We start from the raw sequence: 19,107 nt of genomic DNA on the forward strand, positions 1-19,107 counted from the left end.
TTACGTTATGACCATTCAACCGTTTACTGCGGCCCACTGGCCCCAAGCAAAAGCTATTTACGAAGCGGGGCTGGCCACCGGCAATGCCACCTTCCAAACCAGCGCGCCCACCTGGGAAGAATGGGACACAGGCCACCTGGCGCACAGCCGCTTAGTAGCCCTCGATGATGAGGGACGCATGTTGGGTTGGGCGGCCCTTTCGCCCGTCTCGGGGCGCTGCGTGTACGGGGGCGTGGGCGAGGTAAGCGTGTATATAGCGCCGGAAGCCCGTGGTAAAGGCGTGGGGCAGCAGCTTTTGGCGGCCCTGATTGCTGCCTCAGAGGCCCACGGCATGTGGACGCTGCAAGCAGGAATTTTCCCTGAAAACACGGCTTCCGTTAAACTGCACGAAAGGGCTGGTTTCCGCCTGGTGGGTCGGCGGGAGAGAATTGGCCAGCTCCACGGCGTATGGCGCGACACGGTGTTGCTAGAGCGCCGTAGCCCGGTGGTAGGGGCCGCCTCTCCCCCACTCGCTGCTCCTAGTAACTCTACCACCGCTGCGGCCCATGCCCGTGCGTAACCAGGCGGCCCCGACGGCAGCAGTAGCTCAGAAAAAGCTTTCCGGACTGGACCGGGGCCTGACGCTGTGGATTTTCCTGGCTATGGCCTTGGGAGTGGCCCTGGGCTACTACGTGCCCGGAGTCGAGCAGGCTATTACGTATTTCTCAGTGGGCACCGTGAATGTGCCCCTGGCCGTTGGCCTGATTCTGATGATGTATCCGCCGCTGGCTAAGGTGAAATACGAGCAGCTGCCCCGCGTATTCCAGAACACCCGCATCATTGGCCTCTCGCTTTTCCTGAACTGGGTGCTGGGGCCGCTGCTGATGTTTCTGCTGGCTGTCTGGCTGCTTCCTGATAAGCCAGAATACATGATGGGGCTGATCCTGATTGGTATTGCCCGCTGCATTGCCATGGTGCTGGTCTGGAATGATCTGGCCGATGGCAGCCGGGAATACGCCGCTGGTTTGGTGGCGCTCAACTCTATTTTTCAGGTGCTGTTTTATTCCGTCCTGGCCTAGCTATTCATCACGGTGTTGCCGCCTTATTTTGGCCTGAAGGGTTACGCCGTGAGCGTCGGTATCCAGGAAATTGCGCACAGCGTACTGGTGTATCTGGGCATTCCGTTTGCGGCTGGCTACCTCTCCCGCTACCTGCTTCGCAAGGCCAAAGGCGACGAATGGTATGAGCACGTGTTTCTTCCGGCCATCAGCCCCATTACGTTGGTGGCGTTGCTGCTGACTATTGTGTTGATGTTTAGCCTTAAAGGCGAGCTTATCGTTCAGATTCCGCTGGATGTGTTGCGCATTGCCTTGCCCCTGGCGCTGTATTTCGGCCTGATGTTCGTGCTCAGCTTTGCGGCCGGCAAGTACCTAGGCGCCGATTACCCTGAAAACGCCTCCATTGCCTTTACGGCTACCGGCAACAACTTCGAATTAGCTATTGCGGTAGCTATCGGCGTATTCGGGCTGAACTCGGGTCAGGCCTTTGCCGGCGTTATTGGCCCTCTGATTGAGGTTCCGGCCCTGATTGCCCTGGTCAATGTCGCTTTCTGGTTCCGGCGGCGTTGGTACAAGGGATAGTCTTCAATCCCCTGCAACGGTGTTCTCTGATGGTATGCACCTGGGATAGATGAAGATAAAACTTTCCCGGTCCAGAATGAACCAAGCTTTCATGAGCGTCACTCTACTATTAGTAGGCTGAATATCTGAAGTTAAAGCAGCAACTACTATTACTCAGTAACACAGATAATACAGTGTTACTTAGTAATAGTAGTTAGTTAAAATGGAGGGTTTGTATTACCTAGTAACACCGATAATATGGAGTTACTAGGTAATACTGAATAAATATGGATGTGTTGGTAACAGGTCTGCTCTGCTTTGTCAGTCAACCGGTAACCAAGTGCAGGCCAGCTACTGGGGCAAAATGCTTAGATAGCTAGTTTACGATAAGCCCAATTCTGCAGGTACTAGGTGACAGAATGGAAAGGGTTGAATTCTTTGTTGCTGCTGGTATTTCAAGACAAGCAGCTCGTGACCTTAGAGGGACTTTATAACAACGCAGCAGCTTGGTTTAACAGTTAAGCCTAAGTATTGGTGCTACTTGTGTTATTAGTGTTACTAGGTAACACTAATAACACAAGTAGCACCAATAACAGAGATAATATTAGTAACAGGTGTGGTATGCATAACACCAATAACACAGATTTCTTCTAGTTTTGCTTTATGGGTAAAATCATCGCATTCACGAATCAGAAAGGGGGAGTTGGGAAGACGACTTCCACCGCTAACATTGGGGCCTGTCTGGCCCAGCAGGGGTACCGGGTACTTCTGGTCGACCTGGATCCGCAGTGCAACCTCACGCACGGGCTCGGACAGCGAGAACTGAAGCTCAACGTGTACGGCGCGCTGTTGCAGGAGTATCCCTTGAAAGTCTACGCCATCCAGGAGCGCTTGGGGCTGGTGCCGGGCTCAGCGGCTATTTCCAGCTTCGAGAAAGTGAAAGGCGATGAGCTGGACCGGGAGTTTCTGCTCAAGGATTTGCTGGAGCCCTTAAAGGAGCGGTGCGACTTTATTCTGTTGGACTGCCCGCCGGCCCTGGGCCTGATAACCCTGAACGCTTACGCCTGCGCCGACTCCTTGTACATTCCGCTGGAAGCCCAGTTGTACGCCACCGATGGACTGGAAAAAGTGTTGGAGATGGTGACTAGGGTGAAGCGGCGGCTAAACCCCACGCTTACCATTGGCGGCATTTTCTTTACCCGCTTTGATGCGCGCAAGATTCTGCTGCGCGAAACGGCAGAATCCATCCGGGAAAAGTACCCGGAACTGGTACTAACCAGCCGGATCCGCGAAACTATTGGTTTAGGTGAAGCGCCGCACCTTGGTCAGGATATTTTCAGCTACGCGCCCAACAGTGCCGGCGCAACCGATTACAGCGCCTTGGTTCAGGAAATTCTCACCCATACAGAAGCAACGCTCCATGGCTAAGTCGTTTAAACAAGTAGCCGCTAGCTCGCCAGCAGTGGCCAAGCCCGTCTCGGAGCGTGATTTCCTTGATTTCCTGGAAGCAGAGCATGGCGCTGAGCCCGAAGACAAATCAACCAAAGCGGCAGCCCCCTTTATACGTAACACGAGTAGCATCGGTAATACAGGTAACCTCAATAATACGGGTAACACCAGTAACACAAGTAATAAGAATAGCCCTGATAACAGCAGTAATACCGGTAACACTGGCGCTTCAAAAGTTAAAAAACCGGCGGTACCTATTGCGGTACCTACTGCTAAGCAGCCTCAGGAGCAACCGCTAGTCACTCCGTTAGCCGAGGAAGCCCCCGAGGTAGATGTGCGCCAGACGTTCATTATTAATGAGCACTACCTGGAAAAGCTGAAGAACTACGTGCATTCGCGGCGGGCCACCGGGGAATATAACTACACGCAAAAGCAGGCCCTGCACGAAGCCCTTGACAAGTTGTTTGCTGGTGTGAGTGTAGCGGAGCGCCCCGACCATATCCGCAAGCAGGAGGAGCAACGCAAGCAGAAAATCCGGCGGGGCAAGGAGCAGTAAGCGTAGAGTAACAAAGCTTAAACGTGCCCCGCACCACAGAGCCCTGGGTCCGCCTGCCTGGCAACTATTGCCAGGCCCCTAGGGTGTCCTCATGCCGCAACCGCCTTGACTTGAAAATAAGTTGGGGCGGTTGCGCTGTGTAAGGGGGCTAGTAAACCAATGCTAGGTTGCCACTAAATGATTCGGCAAATGACTTACTTTGTCAATCCAAGATTCTAGGTAGGCACTGGGTCGGACAGGGTTCCGCGCTTTTTCCAACCTAGTAATTGCTTGGGCCGCCTTATACCAAGGCGTGGTTACTTCGCCTTTGCTATTACCTTTTCACCCACTCCAACCGTTGCCAGCTTATTCTATGCTCCCTCTTTTCCGACGTTCTGGCGCATTTGCGCGCCGAAAAACTGCGCCTGTTTTGGCTTTCCTGTGGTGTTGCCTGCTGGTGCAGGTAGCCAACGCCGAAGACTTGGAGTCGCCGAACAAGCAGCTGCGGCTGCGCGTGCTGGTGCAGGAGGGAGGCGTGCCAACCTATCAGCTTACCTACAAAGGCCGCGACGTACTCAAGACCAGCCAGCTGGGCCTGGAGCTGAAAGGCACCACCAGCCTCACCGGCGGCTTCACCCAGACCAGCGCCGAGCGCCGCACCGCTGATGAAAGCTGGCAGCCCGTGTGGGGCGAGGTGAAAACTATTCGCAACCACTACAACGAACTAGCCCTCACGCTTACGCAAACCCAAACCAGCCGTGTGGTGCGCCTGCGCTTCCGCCTTTTCGATGATGGCCTGGGATTTCGCTACGAGTTTCCGCGCCAGCCCAAGCTCGACTACTTTACCATTAAGGAGGAGAAAACGCAGTTTGCCCTCGCCGGCGACCACAAAGCGTTCTGGCTGCCCGGCGACTACGACACGCAGGAGTATAGCACTGTTACGTCCAAGCTTTCGGAAGTACGCGGGCTGATGAAGTCGGCCGTCACGGGTAATGCCTCGCAGACGACTTTCTCGCCAACCGGCGTGCAAACCCCACTGATGCTCAAAAGCCAGGACGGGCTGTACATCAATATTCATGAGGCGGCGCTGATTGATTACTCGGCCATGCACCTAAACCTCGACGACAAGAGCTTCGTGTTGGAGTCGCACCTCACGCCCGACGCCGTGGGCGACAAGGGCTTGATTCAGACCCCGGCTAACTCGCCCTGGCGCACCGTGATTGTCAGCGACAAAGCCGCCGATATTCTGCTCTCAAAGCTGGTACTGAACCTGAACGAGCCTACCAAGTTCAAGGATGTTTCCTGGATTAAGCCCGTGAAGTATGTGGGCGTGTGGTGGGAAATGATTACGGGCAAAAGCACGTGGTCATATACCAACCAGGAAAACATCAAGCTCGACTCAATTGACTACACGAAAGTGAAGCCCAACGGCACCCACGGCGCCAACACGGCCCACGTGAAGGAATACATCGACTTCGCCGCCAAACACGGGTTTGATGCGGTGCTGGTAGAAGGGTGGAACACGGGCTGGGAAGACTGGTTCGGCAAGCACAAAGACTACGTGTTTGACTTCGTGACGCCTTACCCGGATTTTGATGTGGCGGAGCTGCAGCGCTACTCCCAGAGCAAGGGCGTGAAGATGATGATGCACCACGAAACCTCCGGCTCGGTACGCAACTACGAGCGCCACCTCGACTCAGCCTTCCAGTTTATGAACAAGTACGGCTACACCGCCGTGAAAACCGGCTACGTCGGCGACATTGTGCCCCTGGGCCACCACCACTACGATCAGTGGGTCAATAACCATTACCAGTACGTGCTGGAGAAGGCGGCGGAGCACAAGATCATGGTGAACGGCCACGAAGCCGTGCGCCCGACGGGCCTGGCACGTACCTTCCCCAACCTGATTGGCAACGAAGCCGCCCGCGGCACTGAGTACGAGTCGTTTGGGGGCAACAACGCCGACCACACCACCATTCTGCCCTTCACCCGCCTGATTGGCGGCCCCATGGACTATACGCCGGGCATTTTCCAAACCAAGGTCAGCGCTTATAATCCCAGCAACACCTCGTTTGTGCACACCACCCTGGCCCGGCAGCTGGCCCTGTACGTGACCATGTACTCGCCGCTGCAAATGGCCGCCGACTTGCCCGAAACCTACAACAAGCACCTCGATGCCTTCCAGTTCATTAAGGATGTGGCCGTGGACTGGGACGATACCAAAGTACTGGAAGCTGAGCCCGGCGACTACATCACGTACGCCCGCAAAGCCAAGGGCCAGAGCAGCTGGTTTGTTGGCAGCACAAACGATGAGAATGGCCGGACCTCGAAAATCTCGCTGAGCTTCCTGGAGCCCGGCAAAAAGTACGTGGCCACCATCTACGCCGACGCGAAGGACGCTCACTACGAGAAAAACCCGCAGGCCTACGCCATTCGCACGATGACGGTGAATAGCAAAACCAAGCTGAGCCAGTATTGCGCGCCCGGTGGCGGTTACGCTATCAGCCTGAAGCCAGCAAAATAGACTGGCGTTACTAGGTCCTGTATCAGCATAAAGCCCCGCTCTACCTGATAGAGCGGGGCTTTATGCTGATACAGGACCTAGTAAAACGTAGTAACCTGCGCCGGAAAACTCACGGCTATTTACCAGGTGTGTGCGCCCAGTAAAGGCCTAGAGTATGGCGTGCCAGCAAACCATGCACTAGGCCTCACTTCAGCATCAAACCCTTTGGGCGCTGCTAGCAACTGCCGGGGTGCGCAGCCCGTGGCGATGCTGAGGTTTCTACTTTAGCTCCAGTACTACCACCGATTGGGGCGGCAACTCCACGGCCAGCTTGTCGCCGCGTTTTTTTGCGCCTTTAAAGCCCGCCAGCTTTACCTTGTTGGGTTGGGTAAAGGAGTTGTAGTCGCTGACGCTGGCCGAGGTGAGGATGCGACCCGAAACGGTTTTCCAGTTTACGCCGGGTAGCGCCGTTTCCAGCTTCTGGGTTTTCTTGGTGTCGAGGTTCACCAGCGAGATATGCACGGTGCCGTTCTCGGTGCGCGAAGCGGAGGCGTTCAGGGCCGGAATTTTCTCGTTGCCCATCACGTAATCGGGGCTGGCAAACTGCAGGGGCAGCCATTGCGCATCCTGGTGCACCTTATAGAGGTCGAACACGTGGTAGGTAGGCGTGAGCAGCATCTTCTCCTTGTCCGTCAGAATCAGGGCCTGGAGTACGTTTACGGCCTGGGCCAAATTGGCGCCGCGCACCCGCTCGCAATGGTTGTTGAAGATGTTGAGGGTAGTGCCGGCCACCAGCGCGTCGCGCAGGGAGTTCTGCTGGAACAGAAAACCAGGGTTGGTGCCGGGCTCCACATCGGTCCACACGCCCCACTCATCCACCAGCAGCGCCACCTTCTTTTCCTTGTCGTACTTGTCCATGATGGCGGAGTGCCGGGTCACGATGTCTTCCATCTTCAGGCAATTGCGCAGGGTGTTGAAGTACTGTTGCTCATTGAAGCCCGTAGCCGCGCCTTTGCTCCCCGACCAGCTGCCCGTGGGCAGGGTGTAGTAGTGCAGCGTCAGGCCCCACATCTGGTGGGTCGGGATGTTCTTCATGCACACCTCCGTCCAATTGGCGTCGTCGCCGTTGGCTCCGCTCACTATCTTCTTGAGGGGGGGCGAGGCCGGATAGTTGTGGGCGAAGGTGGCGTAGCGCTTGTACACATCGGTGTAGTACTCGGCCGTCATGTTGCCGCCGCAGCCCCAGCTCTCGTTGCCAATGCCCCACCAGCTTACCTTGTACGGCTCGGGGTGGCCATTTTTGCGGCGCTCCTGCACCAATGGGGTGTTATCGTTGGAGTTGAGGTATTCCATCCAGCCGGCCATTTCCTGCACCGTGCCGCTGCCCACATTGGCTGCCAGGTAGGGCTCGGTGCCCAGCAGCTGGCACAGCTCCAGAAACTCGTGGGTGCCGAAGGAGTTGTCTTCCAAGTTGTTGCCCCACCACATGTTGAGCATGCTGGGCCGCTGGGCCGTGGGGCCGATGCCGTCGCGCCAGTGGTAGGTATCGGCAAAGCAGCCGCCGGGCCAGCGCAGGTTGGGCACCTTTATCTGGCGCAGGGCCTCCACAATATCCATCCGGATGCGGCCTTGCTTGGGCACGTTCAGCTTTTCATCCACCCAGAACCCGTCATAGATGCACCGGCCCAAGTGCTCAGCAAAATGCCCGTAAATGTGCTTGCTGATCACCACGTTGGGTTTGCCAGCCTGCACGGTAACAGGTATGGTTTGGGCCGTGGCCAGCAGGGGGGCAAAAGCCAGCGCCACAGCAGCCGGCCGCAGACTTTTGGTAAGCCAGTTCATCATCATGAAAACAGGGTTGGAAGAAAGAAGTAGGAGTAGAGCCAGGTGCCACAGCAACGGCTGGTTCAGGAACAGAGGGTAGATAGCAAATGACACGAAATCAGCCATCATCAGCAAGCCGCTCGGTTGCAGCCCGGCCGTGAGTGGTACTGTTCCAGCTAGCCTTTCAAGTGAAAGCAGGCAAGAGAACTAAGGAAGTTTTCCGCAAACCGTCGGGGGTACCTGAGCAAAAGTAACTAGCCTAGTTTGCAGCAAAGGGTGCGTTTTCGTCAAGAAGAGTGTGTGTTTTCGTCAGAAAGGTTCGCAGAATCGGGGGCCGATTCCTGGCTAGGCAGTGAGAGAAGGCGCAAAGCAAGCCGAAAGGAGTCTGAGCAGGTAGGCCGCAGTAGATTGTTGTTATGGTTATTGTTGTTTGTCTTGCTCTTTCAGCAGCAAAGTCACAAATAGAGCATGCGGACCAAAGGGGAACCCAACAAAAAAGGGACCCTAAGGTCCCTTTTTTGTTGGGTTAGCTTGTAAACGCGTTTACTTAATCAGCTGCAGGCGTAGGACGTGCAGCTTGCCATCAACAACCAGACGAGCGGTGTAGAGGCCGTTGGCCAGGCCTTGGCCTTCCACGCGGAACTCATACTGCTGGCCGGCTACCACTGGTCCATTCAGGTAGGTGTGCACCAGCTGTCCCAGCGAGTTGTAAAGCTGGATTACTGCCGCCCCGGAGTGGGCCGGGCGCAGGTGAATCAGGGCCTGTTGGGAGAAGGGGTTTGGAGAGGCTTCAAACACCAGATCTGCGGCGGGGCTGGCTGGTGACGTAGCCAGGCTCTGGCTGGCTGTAGTGGGCTTGGCCGCGGGTACGCAAGCGCCTAGCTGGTCGCCGTGGTTTAAGTGTTCCACTACGTCGCGGGCGTCCACGCACAGGGCTTTGCCGCCGTGGCAGACGCTTACTTTCTCGAGCTTATTGCCGCAGCGCACATCCAGCACCGTGAGGGTAACCTGCTGCGTAGCAGTGCAGCCTGTTTCGCTGGTGGCCGTAACCGTGTAGGTATACACGCCAGCCTTGGTAGGGGCAAAAACGGGGTTGGCCAGGGCTGCGTTGCTGAGCGCCGTAGCGGGGCTCCACTGGTAGCTTACCCCGCCCGTAGCCGTCAGCTGCAGGCGCTGGGCGCCGTAGCCGAGGTACACGGTTTGGGCCTGAGCCCCCGCAAACTGTGGGGTGGCGGGCGTAACGGCAATGGCGGGCGTCGGGATGGTACCCACCACCGTAACCTGGGCCATTTGCGTGGCCGTGTTGCCGTGGATGTCGGTTACGGTCAGGGTAACCTGATTATCACCGATGTTATCACACGTGAAGGTGCTGGGGCTTACCGCCATGGTGGCAATGCCACAAGCATCGAAGCTGCCGTTGTTTACTTGCGCTGCCGTGATGGTGGCCTGGCCGTTCCGGAGGGATACCGTCACAGGCTGGGCTAGTACGGTAGGTGCCTGCTGGTCCTGAACCGTAACGGCGAAGGTTTGGACATCCTGGCCGCAGCTGTTCTGGGACGTAACCGTTACCTGCGTAGTCCCAACCGGGAAAAAGTACGGCGAGCTGATCGGCACCATTACCCCGCCCTGCAGGATGGAATACGTCAGGGTGGGAGTAGGGGAGCCGGTGGCAGTAGCCGCAAATTCCACGCTGGCGCCGCACTGGTTGGCGTCAGCCTGCTTGGTAGCCATAACCGGCGGGGTAACAACCGGCGGCGAGGTAATCACCACCTGCTGCGTGTAGGTTTCGGAGCAGCTGCCCTGCGTGATGGTCAGCTTGACAGTGTATTCGCCGGCGTCCTGATAAGTGTGGGAAATGCTGCCCACAGTGGTGTAGTCCGTCTGGCCGTCGTTGTTGATATCCCAGGCGTAGGTGGCGTTCGGCTCGATGCTGGTAGAAGCGTCCGTGAACTGCACGGCCGTGCCCGTGCAGGCGTTGGCAGCGCTAAACAGGGCCGTTGGCTGCAGGCAGGTCAGGCCGGTTGCTACCACCCGGTAGGTGGTACCCACCCGAATGCCATCAACCACCACCGCCGGAGAGTTGGCTCCCTGACGCAGCGCTATGGAACCGATGTTGTCATTCGGGGCTGAAGGCGTGGTGCCGGTTTCCGAAGCGCGGGCGCTGGCCGTTGCGGGCTCAGCTGTCAGGGAAGGCGCAATGAACAGCTCGCTAACATTGCCGGCTTCGTCAAAGGTGTACTTCACTACCACCAGATACGTCTGGTTGAACTCATATTCCTGCGGGGCATACACCACCGTGCCGGTACCACTGCTGATACCGAGCTGCAGCTTGTTGGCTGCGTTCTTTCGGGCATACACCCGGCTGCGGAACGTGCCGCCAATGGCTTTCGGGCCCAGGTGGAAAAAGTAGTCGCCGGTGGTAGAGGCGTTGGAGAACTTCATCAGCGCCGAAACATACACCGGCGTGCGGGCATACACGGGCTCAAAGGTGCGGTTCACGTCTTCGCCACTGGTTACTACAGCAGCAGCATTGCCACTCTGAGCGCTATAGCCCGGGTAGGTAAGCCCAGCCCCAGTAACTGCTATGGAACGGCTGCCGGCTCCGCTGTGGGCCGACCAGTTGTTGGCCGTAAGCAGCGCGCCGGCCGTGTACTCGAAGTTTTCCTCCAGCAGCAGGCTAGCCGGCAGCGGAGTGGTTTCCTGGCGTAGGGTGCCAGGGTTAGTGGTCAGGTAGTTTTCTGCGTAGGCCGTGTTGTTGTCGCTGAAGGCGAAAACGGCGAAATGATACGGCGTGTTTGGGCGCAGGTTGGTGATGGTTACCTGGTCGGCGCTGCCGTTGGCAACTACCACGTTGCCGCCATTTAGCCGGGTGCCTGCCCCAAAGCTGGGGTCGGCCAGGTAGGTAGTGGCATCGGAGGGCAACACATCAACTGGGCTACCCAGGCGGGCAATCACCAGGCGCTTCTGCCCATCGCCACCACCTAGGTTTAGCTGGATGGTGGTGCCGGTTACCAGACCGGCCGTAAGCGATGCCTGAACGCTAGGCTCGGTCGCCAGCGGAACTTCTACGGTGGAGAAAACCTGCTCCTGGCCGTAGGTAGTGCCCTGAGCGTTGGTAGCGTAGGCGCGGGTATAGTAGGTGGTGCCGGGTAGCAGGCCGGTAAGGGCGCTGCTGAACGTGCCAGAGCCGGCGCCATCAACAGTTTTTGAGTTGCTCAGGGTTGGGTTGGCCGTGGAGGACCAGACAACTCCGCGGGCCGTAACCGGGCTGCCGCCATCTTCAAGGATGGTGCCGCCGGTTGTGGCGCTGGTAGGCGTTAGGTTGGTCAAGGCGGCTGATGTTAGCGTAGCTGGATACGTGGCGCTCGTGCCCGTTCCGGAAACAGCCACGGCCTGGGGGGCTTGCCCTCCGCTGGTTACCGGAATGGCGGCCTGGTAGGCCTCAGCACCAGTAGGAGCAAAGCGTACCTCAATGGTCGTGCTGGGTACGCTGCCACCATCGGGCTGCAGCGTAATCGCGCAGCAGGCAAAGGCAGTCGCGCCAGTTCTGATTTCAAAGCCGGCGGGCGGCGTGATGACTACGGCCGAGGTTAGGCCGTTGCCGCTGACCGTGAAGCTGCGGGCGGCCGAGGCAGCCCCGGCGGTTGCCGTGCCAAAATCGGGCAGGGTGTTGGCGGATACCTGAAGGGAGGGAACCGTAGGGGCGCTGGAAACCGTGATGGCCACCGGGGCGCTAACCCCCGAAACCGTTCCGCAGCTCGTGGCGGCCGTGGCCCGGGCTACCAGATAAAACGTGCCCGCCCCCGGAAAATCAGTACCCTGGGGCTGGTAGGCAGCTGCCGTGGCGCCGGCAATAGCCGTGAACGGGCCAGATGGAGAAGTGCTAAACTGCCAGCTGAACGTGGAGGCAGCCGTAGCGGAGGCCGTCAGGGTAGTACCGGTGCCGGTGCTAGGTATAGTTTGAGCCGAAGCCGGTGACACCGTAACGGGATTGCTGGCCGGCGTCAGGCCGATGGTGAGGTCCGTGCCGTTGTCGCGGCCGTAGGTCAGGGGGGTATCATTCAGCACCCGCACCCGGTACTTATTGCCGCTGGCCGTACCGGCCGGAATAGCAGCCAGGATGGGAGAGGCGCTGCCTGAACCAATAATGGAGGCATCCGTGAGGGTAGCAAATACGCCGTTGGCATCAGAAAGCTGTACGCGGTAGGTGCCCGTGAACGAGCCGGTGCCGGTAAAGCCCACACTGAAAGGCGCGCTGCCGGCCGCTGCCGTCACACAAAAGGAAGTGGGGCTAACCGAGGCCGTGGTTAGCGTGGCGGTCGGAGTAGGGGTTTGGCCGCCGGCTAGGGTGGGGGTAACCCGCAAGTTGTCGAGGCCGAGGGCTTGAGCATTGGTGCTGCCACCTACTCCCTGGTACGTCCAGCGCAGGTAGTAAGAGCTGCCATCAGCCAGGTTTACGCCCGCAACCTTTACCGTTTTGGGGGTAGACTGGGGCGGGTTGGCTTCGGAAAAGAAGTAGGTGTTTGAGGTGAGGTCGGCGGCAAAGCTCTGGCTGCCATCTTCCTGCAGGGTCCAGGTAATACCGTCGGCGCTGGTGAAAAACTTCCAGTCGTAGGCCCGCGTGCCGGTGCGGTATTTCTCAATATCAAACTGAACGCTTACATCCTGCACGGCGCCGCCCGTGCTGTTCTTCACTTCCAGCAGTATGTGGCGGGGCGAGAGGTAGCTGCCGCTGGAAACAAAGCCAATGGCTCGGTCAGAGAAGGTAGTGCCCGTGCTGGCCCCGAAGTTATAGGTGCCGCCCGAGGTAAAGTTGTTGCCGTTGGAGGCTTGGGTGGGGCTAGTGTAAGCTGAGGCGTTGCCGTAAGTGGGGGCAGCATCAGCGGAAAACTTAAAGCCCACTGGCGCGGCCGAAACCGTAGTGCCCATGCCATCGAAGTTTTCGGTGGCCGGAGCGGAGCCCGTCAGTACCAGCTGGGCACTTGCCGAGAAATTGCAGGCTAGCAAACCGGCCGTGAGCAAGCTCCCCGCAAGGGCTTGCAGATTTCGCCGGGTTGGAAAGCCGAAGAGATTAAACGTTTTGTTCATATAGTGACAGCCGGGCTGCAAAAACCAGAGAAAGAAACGAGAAAGGGCTAGCGCTAGAGTACCGGACCGGCATCTACCTTGGCTTCCAGGGTTGCCTGAACTTCCAGGGGTAGTGCCGAAAGCAGGTCGTAGCCGGTAGCCGCCTCAATGGCATCCACGCTGGTGCGGTGCGTGCCCCACGACTGGTTTAGCGTATTGGTGTTAGGCATATCCACGGCAATGACGCGCGTAGAAGTCGTGATTCGGGCCACGTCGTTGTCGCCGACGGGAAGCACCACAATCACCTTCCAGGTGCGGCTGGGCACGGTGATGCGGCCTTGGTCGAGGGTGGTGGTTACCCCGCCATTCAAGCCAGTGCCCCCCACGCCGTAGCTGCCACAGATGATGTACACTTCGTTGCCGGGCAGGAATGTGCGCGAGTAGTTCTCTAGATCAGCCCACGGGCCCTGGTTGTTTTGCGGGGCCTGGGGCATCATATTCGTCATCAGGAAGGTGGCCGAGTTGTCGGCCACGGTGGCGGTGCGGTCAGCGGAAGGGCAGTTGTGGCCCCGGTCAAACCCCGAGTTGGAGTAGCTGGTGCTTAGAGCCCGGTACCAGCCGTCGGGCAAATCCGTGTCCGGGCGAAAATCGTCTTGGCGGTCGATAGGGCCACGGTCAGCAATATCCAGGTGCCAGCTTACCCAGTTGGGTTTGCCCTCGTCGCGGTTGTAGCCAATGGCGAACTGGGGTTTTTCCAGCAGGTAGTTGTTCGGGAAGCTCACATCCTTGGTGGCGCCGCTGGGGTTGCCCAGGGCCAGGTGCGAGTTGTCCGCGGAAGGCAGCGCTACCCCGAAATCGGTAACGGTGAAGTCATCAATGTTAAGCTGACCGGCACCTCCGGAGGTTTTGCGAATTTCGAATTTAACCTTTCCGGGGATGTTAACGGTAAAGGCTGCTGCCTGCAGGGTAGGGGAGCTGGTGAGCACCGTGGCGCCTACTTTCGTCCATTTGTTGCAGTTGCAGGATTCAGCCTGAGCCCATAGTTCCCAGCTGCTGCTGGCATCGGAGCCGTAGCGGGCGTGCTGTACCGTTACGATGGCTGCCCCATTGGGCAGATAGAAATCCATGGTAAGGGTGCCGCGCTGCTGCAGCCGAACTGCTTGCACTCCATTTTTGCGGTCGGCCTCTGAGCTGCCTAAAAGGGCATCGTTTAAAATCCAGTTGCCGGTTGGCAGCGTCACGGCTGCCGGTGCGAAGTCAGACTTAGCACCCGTATCAAACGTTTCGAGCGAACCGGCAAAGGCCGGCAAAAATGGCTTAAACGCCAGGCTCGAAAGCACCAACAGAAAGCGCAAGGAACTACATAAAGTTTTGGGCATACGAAGGCAAAAAGTGAACGGACAAACACGTTTCGAGCGACCTCAAAACGAAACTGGCCGCAAAGGTACTAAGCTCAACACTAGCACTATGTTGCCAAATTGTTACGTGTTAAGGAGCGAAGACTTCGCGGATTTCGGAGAACGCGTATTCATAGCAAGATTACTTTATTTATTGTTAAGGTTATATACTATAAGAAAAAGGAAATATTCAATCTATGGCTCCAGCCTTCAAAAAGGCATAATTACCCTTGAAAACGGACTGCATGAATTCCAGCAAAGCATCCAACTGAACCTAGGAAATCTACCGTAAGCAGGTAGTGCTAACTGTCATTTACCTGCCAACTACCCGCGAGATATTAGCTGGTTAATAAAGGCTCGAACAGGTCAGGCTAGCTATGGACTTCATGCCGGAGCGTGACTATAGAAGGCAGCCGAAGCATCTCGCGTGTTGATGTTGAGTTACTGACTCATTCAAACTAACTGTCATGCTTTGACTCCGCTCAGCATGATGGTTAGTTTGGCAATGACTGCACCCCAGACGCTTCGGATCCGCTCAACATGACCAGTACTTTGAAGGTCAGACCACGGCCGCATGGTAGGTGCAGTATAGGCTATGGTTGCTGGGCTATTTGAGCGGCGTTTGGGCATTTTGCTAGGCCTCACTCGCCCCTGAACTCTGGACATACGAAGCCTACCGGCTCCAGGTGGGAGCCGGCAGATGGAGGCAGTACGAGCGGTTGAACCACCCAGCAGGCCTAGGAAATTGCTGGCACTAGGGTAGTGGCTGGGGAGTGTACGTGGGGCCTTGGCAGCGTGGTCCCTGCGCCGTCCACTCCAGCTTATCAATACACAGCTGTCGTTCCTTCATGCCCTTTTCCCAGGCATGATACACCAGGTATTCCTGTTTGCCATCGGGGCTAAGCACGTGAGAGTGGTGGCCCGGGCCGCGCACGTGGCCTTCCACGGCGTGCAACACCCGCGGGCCTTTCTCGGCCCCGGCGTCGGAATACGGGCCCAAAATGGAATCTGCCACGCAATAGTCAACCCCGTAGCGGGAGGTTAAAAAGTTGGCGCCGCTGTAAAAGCAGTAGTATCTGCCTTCGTGCTGGCGCACGAACGGGCCTTCCAAGGTGTGCCACTCCGGGAACGTGCGGTTGCCATAGAGGGGCATGGTGCGGTTTTTTTCAAATACCGTCCAGTCGTGGCGGGCGCGCATGATGGTGCGGCTTTCGCCGGCCAGCTTGGTCATATTCAGCAGTCGGTCCGCTACTAGGCCCGTGCCCGGCCGGAACCCATTATCTGAGTCGGTAAAGTCGCGGGCATAAAACAGGTACCACTGCCCATCGGTGTCTTTGAACGGATGCGCATCAATGGTAAACTGACTGCCCGGCACCTCTAGCAGCGCTGCCTCGTGGTAAGGGCCCTGTGGAAGCTTACTGGTGGCCACGTGCAGGCGGTGGCCCACGGTGGCATTAATAGCGCCGCCGCCCTTGGAGTAGTACATGTAGAAGGTGCCCTCGTGATAAACGACTTCGGGAGCCCAGAAATCGGCTCCTTCGGCTCCGGCAGGGGGCACCAGGGCCCCGCCAATGGGCTTCCAGTCCACCAAATCATCGGAAGTCAGTAGCGTAAAGATGTTGCCGTCGGGGGTGCGGCCCTGTCCGGTAGTGCCAAACGCGTAGTAATGCCCCTCGTGGCGCAGCACGAAAGGATCCGGAAACTGACCGGCGTACACGGGGTTGGTGTAGGTTCGGGCTTTCACGCAGGCCGAAACAAAAGGGAATAAGGTCAGAGAGGCCAGGCCGGCACTGGCCTGTTGCAAAAAATGACGGCGAGAAGGCATACGTACGAAGGAAGACGCGGTAGGATGGGCTACCGCAAGCAGGGACAAGATGTAAAGAATTATGCAAACGATTGCACAAACTTGCTATGCCTCTCCTAACTTCGGCGCGCCCTCCCACGCATGCTGTGCCACTCCAATCCACCGGTTGCCAGGGGGTAGGAGGGTAGTAACTCGCTTGTTCACACATAATTCCTTTCCTGATGGTGCTTGCCAGAAAGTTTACTTTATCAGCCAGCCTAGTATTGGGGGTACTAGGTGCCTGCCAGACCTCACCCCCCACCGTCGGGAGCAGCACGCCGACCACAGAAACCACCACGGCTGCTCCGGAGCCCGAAATGCCGGCCCTGTCCATTGTGAATCCTGTGCTGCCCGGCGACTTCCCCGACCCGTCGATTACCAAAGTAGGCGACACGTATTGGGCTACGGCTACATCCTCTAACTGGGGGCCGGTGTTTCCGCTGCTCAAATCCACTAACCTCACAGATTGGGTGCTGGCTGGCCACGTGTTTCCGAATGAGCTGCCCGCCTGGGCCGACTACTATTTCTGGGCCCCGGAAATCAGCCAGGAAGGCAACAAAACCTATATTTACTATACGGCCCACCAGAAGGGCGGCAACCTGGCCGTGGGCATTGCCAGCGCCGACAATCCCGCCGGCCCGTACCGCGACCATGGCCCACTGGTAGGGCAGGAGGTGGGTTCCATTGATGGCTTCCCGATGCGCGATGAGCAGGGCCAGCTGTACCTGATCTGGAAGGAAGATGGCAACAGCCGCAACCTGCCCACCCCCATCTGGGCCCAGCGCCTGAACGAGGAACACACCGCCTTGGTCGGCGAGAAAAAGGAGCTGTTCCGCAACACTGACCCCTGGGAAGGCAACCTGGTAGAAGGCGTGGCCATGATCCGGCACAACGGCTACTTCTACTCCTTTTATGCCGGCAATGGCTGCTGCGGCCACACCTGCACCTACGGCATTGGGGTGGCCCGCTCCAAAACCCTGCTGGGCCCCTGGGAGAAGTACGCCAAAAACCCTATCCTGACCAAAAACGAGAAATGGGCCTGCCCCGGGCACGGCACCGTCTTCAACCGCGGCAACCGTTGGTACATGTTGCATCATGCCTACGACACCCGCAGCTTTGAATACGTAGGGCGCCAAGGCGTCATCAGCGAGTTTACCTGGACGGCCGACAACTGGCCCGAGTTTATTCCGAGCACCCCAGCCGTGGCCGGGACCCCCGCCATGCTGGCGCGCAATTTTAGTGATGAGTTTGACGAAGCCACGTTGCGCCCCACCTGGCAGTGGCCGGTAGAGGAGCGGCCCACGGTAGCCGTGCGCGAAGGCAAGCTGTACCTCACGGCCCGCCCCGACCACAGCGGCGCCGTGCTCGGCCAGCACACCACCTCCGCCGATTACACGGCCACTACTACCCTGCTCAGCCCGGCCAAGTTCACGGCCGGAACCATAGCGGGTATTGCGGCCCACGGCGACCCAGAGAACACCTTGGCCCTGACTGTTGGCAGCGGAAAGCTTCAGCTGTGGCAGCGCGAGAAGGGTAAGCAGAAGACCCTAAGCGAAACCAAGCTTCCAACCACCACAAATGCGCTTACCCTGCGCCTGCAGGCCCAGCACGGCAACCAGTTCCGCTTTAGCTGGAGCGCCGACGGTGGAAAAACGTGGCAGAACCTGCCGGGAATAACAGCGCCCATTAACGGAACCTACCTGCCACCGTGGGACCGGGGCATCCGGGCTGGGGTACTGGTGAAAGGCCCGGCATCGTCCACCGTAGCATTCGAGAACTTCAGCATCCAGAATCAGCCGGCAGTTGCCCAGGCGGCAGGGGCTCCCGGTGGTAAATAAAGCAAAGCAGGCACTCAGCCGAAACACTACTGAAAGTCAACTCAACCTTTCATTTTCATAAGCATGCAAAATGCGTTCAATGCCCTGGACCTGGCAGTGTTCCTGGCGTATATAGTGGGCGTGTCGGGCTATGGCTACTACGTGTACCGTAGCAAGCAAAAAGCCCAAATGGACACAAAGGATTACTTCCTCGCGGAAGGCTCCCTGACGTGGTGGGCCATTGGGGCCAGTATGATTGCCTCCAACATCTCGGCCGAGCAGTTTATTGGCATGTCCGGCAATGGGTTTCAGGTGGGCGTGGCCGTGGCGGCCTACGAGTGGGTGGCGGCCATCATCCTGATCATTGTGGCGGTGTTCTTCATGCCTATTTACTTAAAGCAGAAGATTTACACCATGCCCCAGTTTCTGGAGCAGCGCTACAACGCGGCCCTTAGCCTGATCATGAGCATCTTCTGGCTGTTCCTGTACGTGCTCGTGAACCTAACCTCTATTCTGTACCTCGGGGCGCTGGCCATCAGCAACCTGATTGGGGGCGGCGAGAGTTTCCACCTGATTATGGTGGGCCTGGCCGTGTTTGCCCTCATCATCACCCTAGGAGGCATGAAAGTGGTAGGCTACACCGATGTCGTGCAGGTTACGGTGCTGATCATTGGTGGTCTGGCCACAACGTACCTGGCCCTCACGCTGGTAAGCGAAAAGTTCGGGCTGGGCAGCAGTGCCATTGCGGGCTTCAATGCCATGATGACCGATGCCGCCGACCATTTTCATATGATGTTCGATAAGCCTACGGCCGCTACGCCCCAAGCTGAAATAAACAAGTACCTGATGGTGCCCGGCATTGCCATGTACGCCGCCGGCCAGTGGATTGTAAACCTAAACTACTGGGGTTGTAACCAGTACATCACGCAGCGCGCCCTGGGCGCCGATCTGCACACGGCCCGCACGGGTATTCTGTTTGCCGGCATGCTCAAGCTGCTGATGCCCGTGATTGTGATGCTGCCCGGTATTGCCGCCTATGTGCTGCACAAAAATGGCTCGTTGCAAGCAGAAATG

10 protein-coding genes and 1 pseudogene are annotated in these 19,107 nt (G+C 57.8%); 7 read left to right on the top strand and 4 right to left on the bottom strand.

The genetic code is table 11. The features are described 5' to 3' along the window. The first annotated feature begins 7 nt into the window (after window positions 1–7). The 5 genes and pseudogenes from ACYVHC_RS20550 to ACYVHC_RS20570 all read left to right on the top strand — a co-directional run bounded on the left by ACYVHC_RS20550 (window position 8) and on the right by ACYVHC_RS20570 (window position 6,106). On the top strand, window positions 8–559 hold the full coding sequence (locus tag ACYVHC_RS20550) for a GNAT family N-acetyltransferase (RefSeq protein WP_460615612.1): 552 nt from the start codon (window positions 8–10) through the stop codon (window positions 557–559). Continuing rightward, window positions 546–1,619 (top strand): annotated as a pseudogene (gene arsB / locus ACYVHC_RS20555) (ACR3 family arsenite efflux transporter). Before ACYVHC_RS20550 ends, arsB begins: the two are co-directional and overlap by 14 nt. Before the next feature lie 642 nt (window positions 1,620–2,261). Next, window positions 2,262–3,026 carry a ParA family protein gene (locus ACYVHC_RS20560; protein WP_460615613.1) on the top strand — a complete coding sequence of 255 codons (765 nt, stop codon included), beginning with the start codon at window positions 2,262–2,264 and terminating at the stop codon, window positions 3,024–3,026. After that, window positions 3,019–3,603: a hypothetical protein gene (locus tag ACYVHC_RS20565; protein ID WP_460615614.1), complete on the top strand. Its 585-nt coding sequence runs from the start codon at window positions 3,019–3,021 to the stop codon at window positions 3,601–3,603. The genes ACYVHC_RS20560 and ACYVHC_RS20565 overlap by 8 nt, the downstream gene beginning before the upstream one ends. Window positions 3,604–3,955: 352 nt before the next feature. Beyond that, on the top strand, window positions 3,956–6,106 hold the full coding sequence (locus ACYVHC_RS20570) for a glycoside hydrolase family 97 protein (protein ID WP_460615615.1): 2,151 nt from the start codon (window positions 3,956–3,958) through the stop codon (window positions 6,104–6,106). 258 nt (window positions 6,107–6,364) lie between these two features. On the opposite strand, the gene ACYVHC_RS20575 is transcribed toward ACYVHC_RS20570, so the two are convergent. From ACYVHC_RS20575 to ACYVHC_RS20590, 4 genes are all read right to left on the bottom strand, one after another. Continuing rightward, complete coding sequence (locus tag ACYVHC_RS20575) at window positions 6,365–8,038, bottom strand: alpha-N-arabinofuranosidase (RefSeq protein ID WP_460615616.1); 1,674 nt, start codon at window positions 8,036–8,038, stop codon at window positions 6,365–6,367. A gap of 414 nt (window positions 8,039–8,452) precedes the next feature. Continuing rightward, window positions 8,453–12,997, bottom strand: a complete 4,545-nt coding sequence (locus tag ACYVHC_RS20580; protein ID WP_460615617.1) for a PKD domain-containing protein — start codon at window positions 12,995–12,997, stop codon at window positions 8,453–8,455. A 53-nt stretch (window positions 12,998–13,050) separates the two neighbouring features. Continuing rightward, window positions 13,051–14,355 (bottom strand): DNA/RNA non-specific endonuclease, encoded by a 1,305-nt coding sequence (locus tag ACYVHC_RS20585; protein WP_460615618.1) that lies wholly within the window; start codon window positions 14,353–14,355, stop codon window positions 13,051–13,053. A gap of 772 nt (window positions 14,356–15,127) precedes the next feature. Beyond that, a complete protein-coding gene (locus ACYVHC_RS20590) occupies window positions 15,128–16,198 on the bottom strand; it encodes a glycoside hydrolase family 43 protein (protein ID WP_460615619.1) in 1,071 nt (356 codons plus the stop codon). A gap of 200 nt (window positions 16,199–16,398) precedes the next feature. Between ACYVHC_RS20590 and ACYVHC_RS20595 the strand changes: the two genes are divergently transcribed. Further along, entirely contained in the window at window positions 16,399–18,054 is a 1,656-nt protein-coding gene (locus tag ACYVHC_RS20595; protein WP_460615620.1) for a family 43 glycosylhydrolase, read from the top strand. A gap of 63 nt (window positions 18,055–18,117) precedes the next feature. Continuing rightward, window positions 18,118–19,107: sodium:solute symporter family transporter (locus ACYVHC_RS20600; protein ID WP_460615621.1), on the top strand; the 990-nt coding region annotated here is incomplete at its 3' end.

The sequence above is a fragment of the Hymenobacter seoulensis genome (assembly GCF_054780535.1).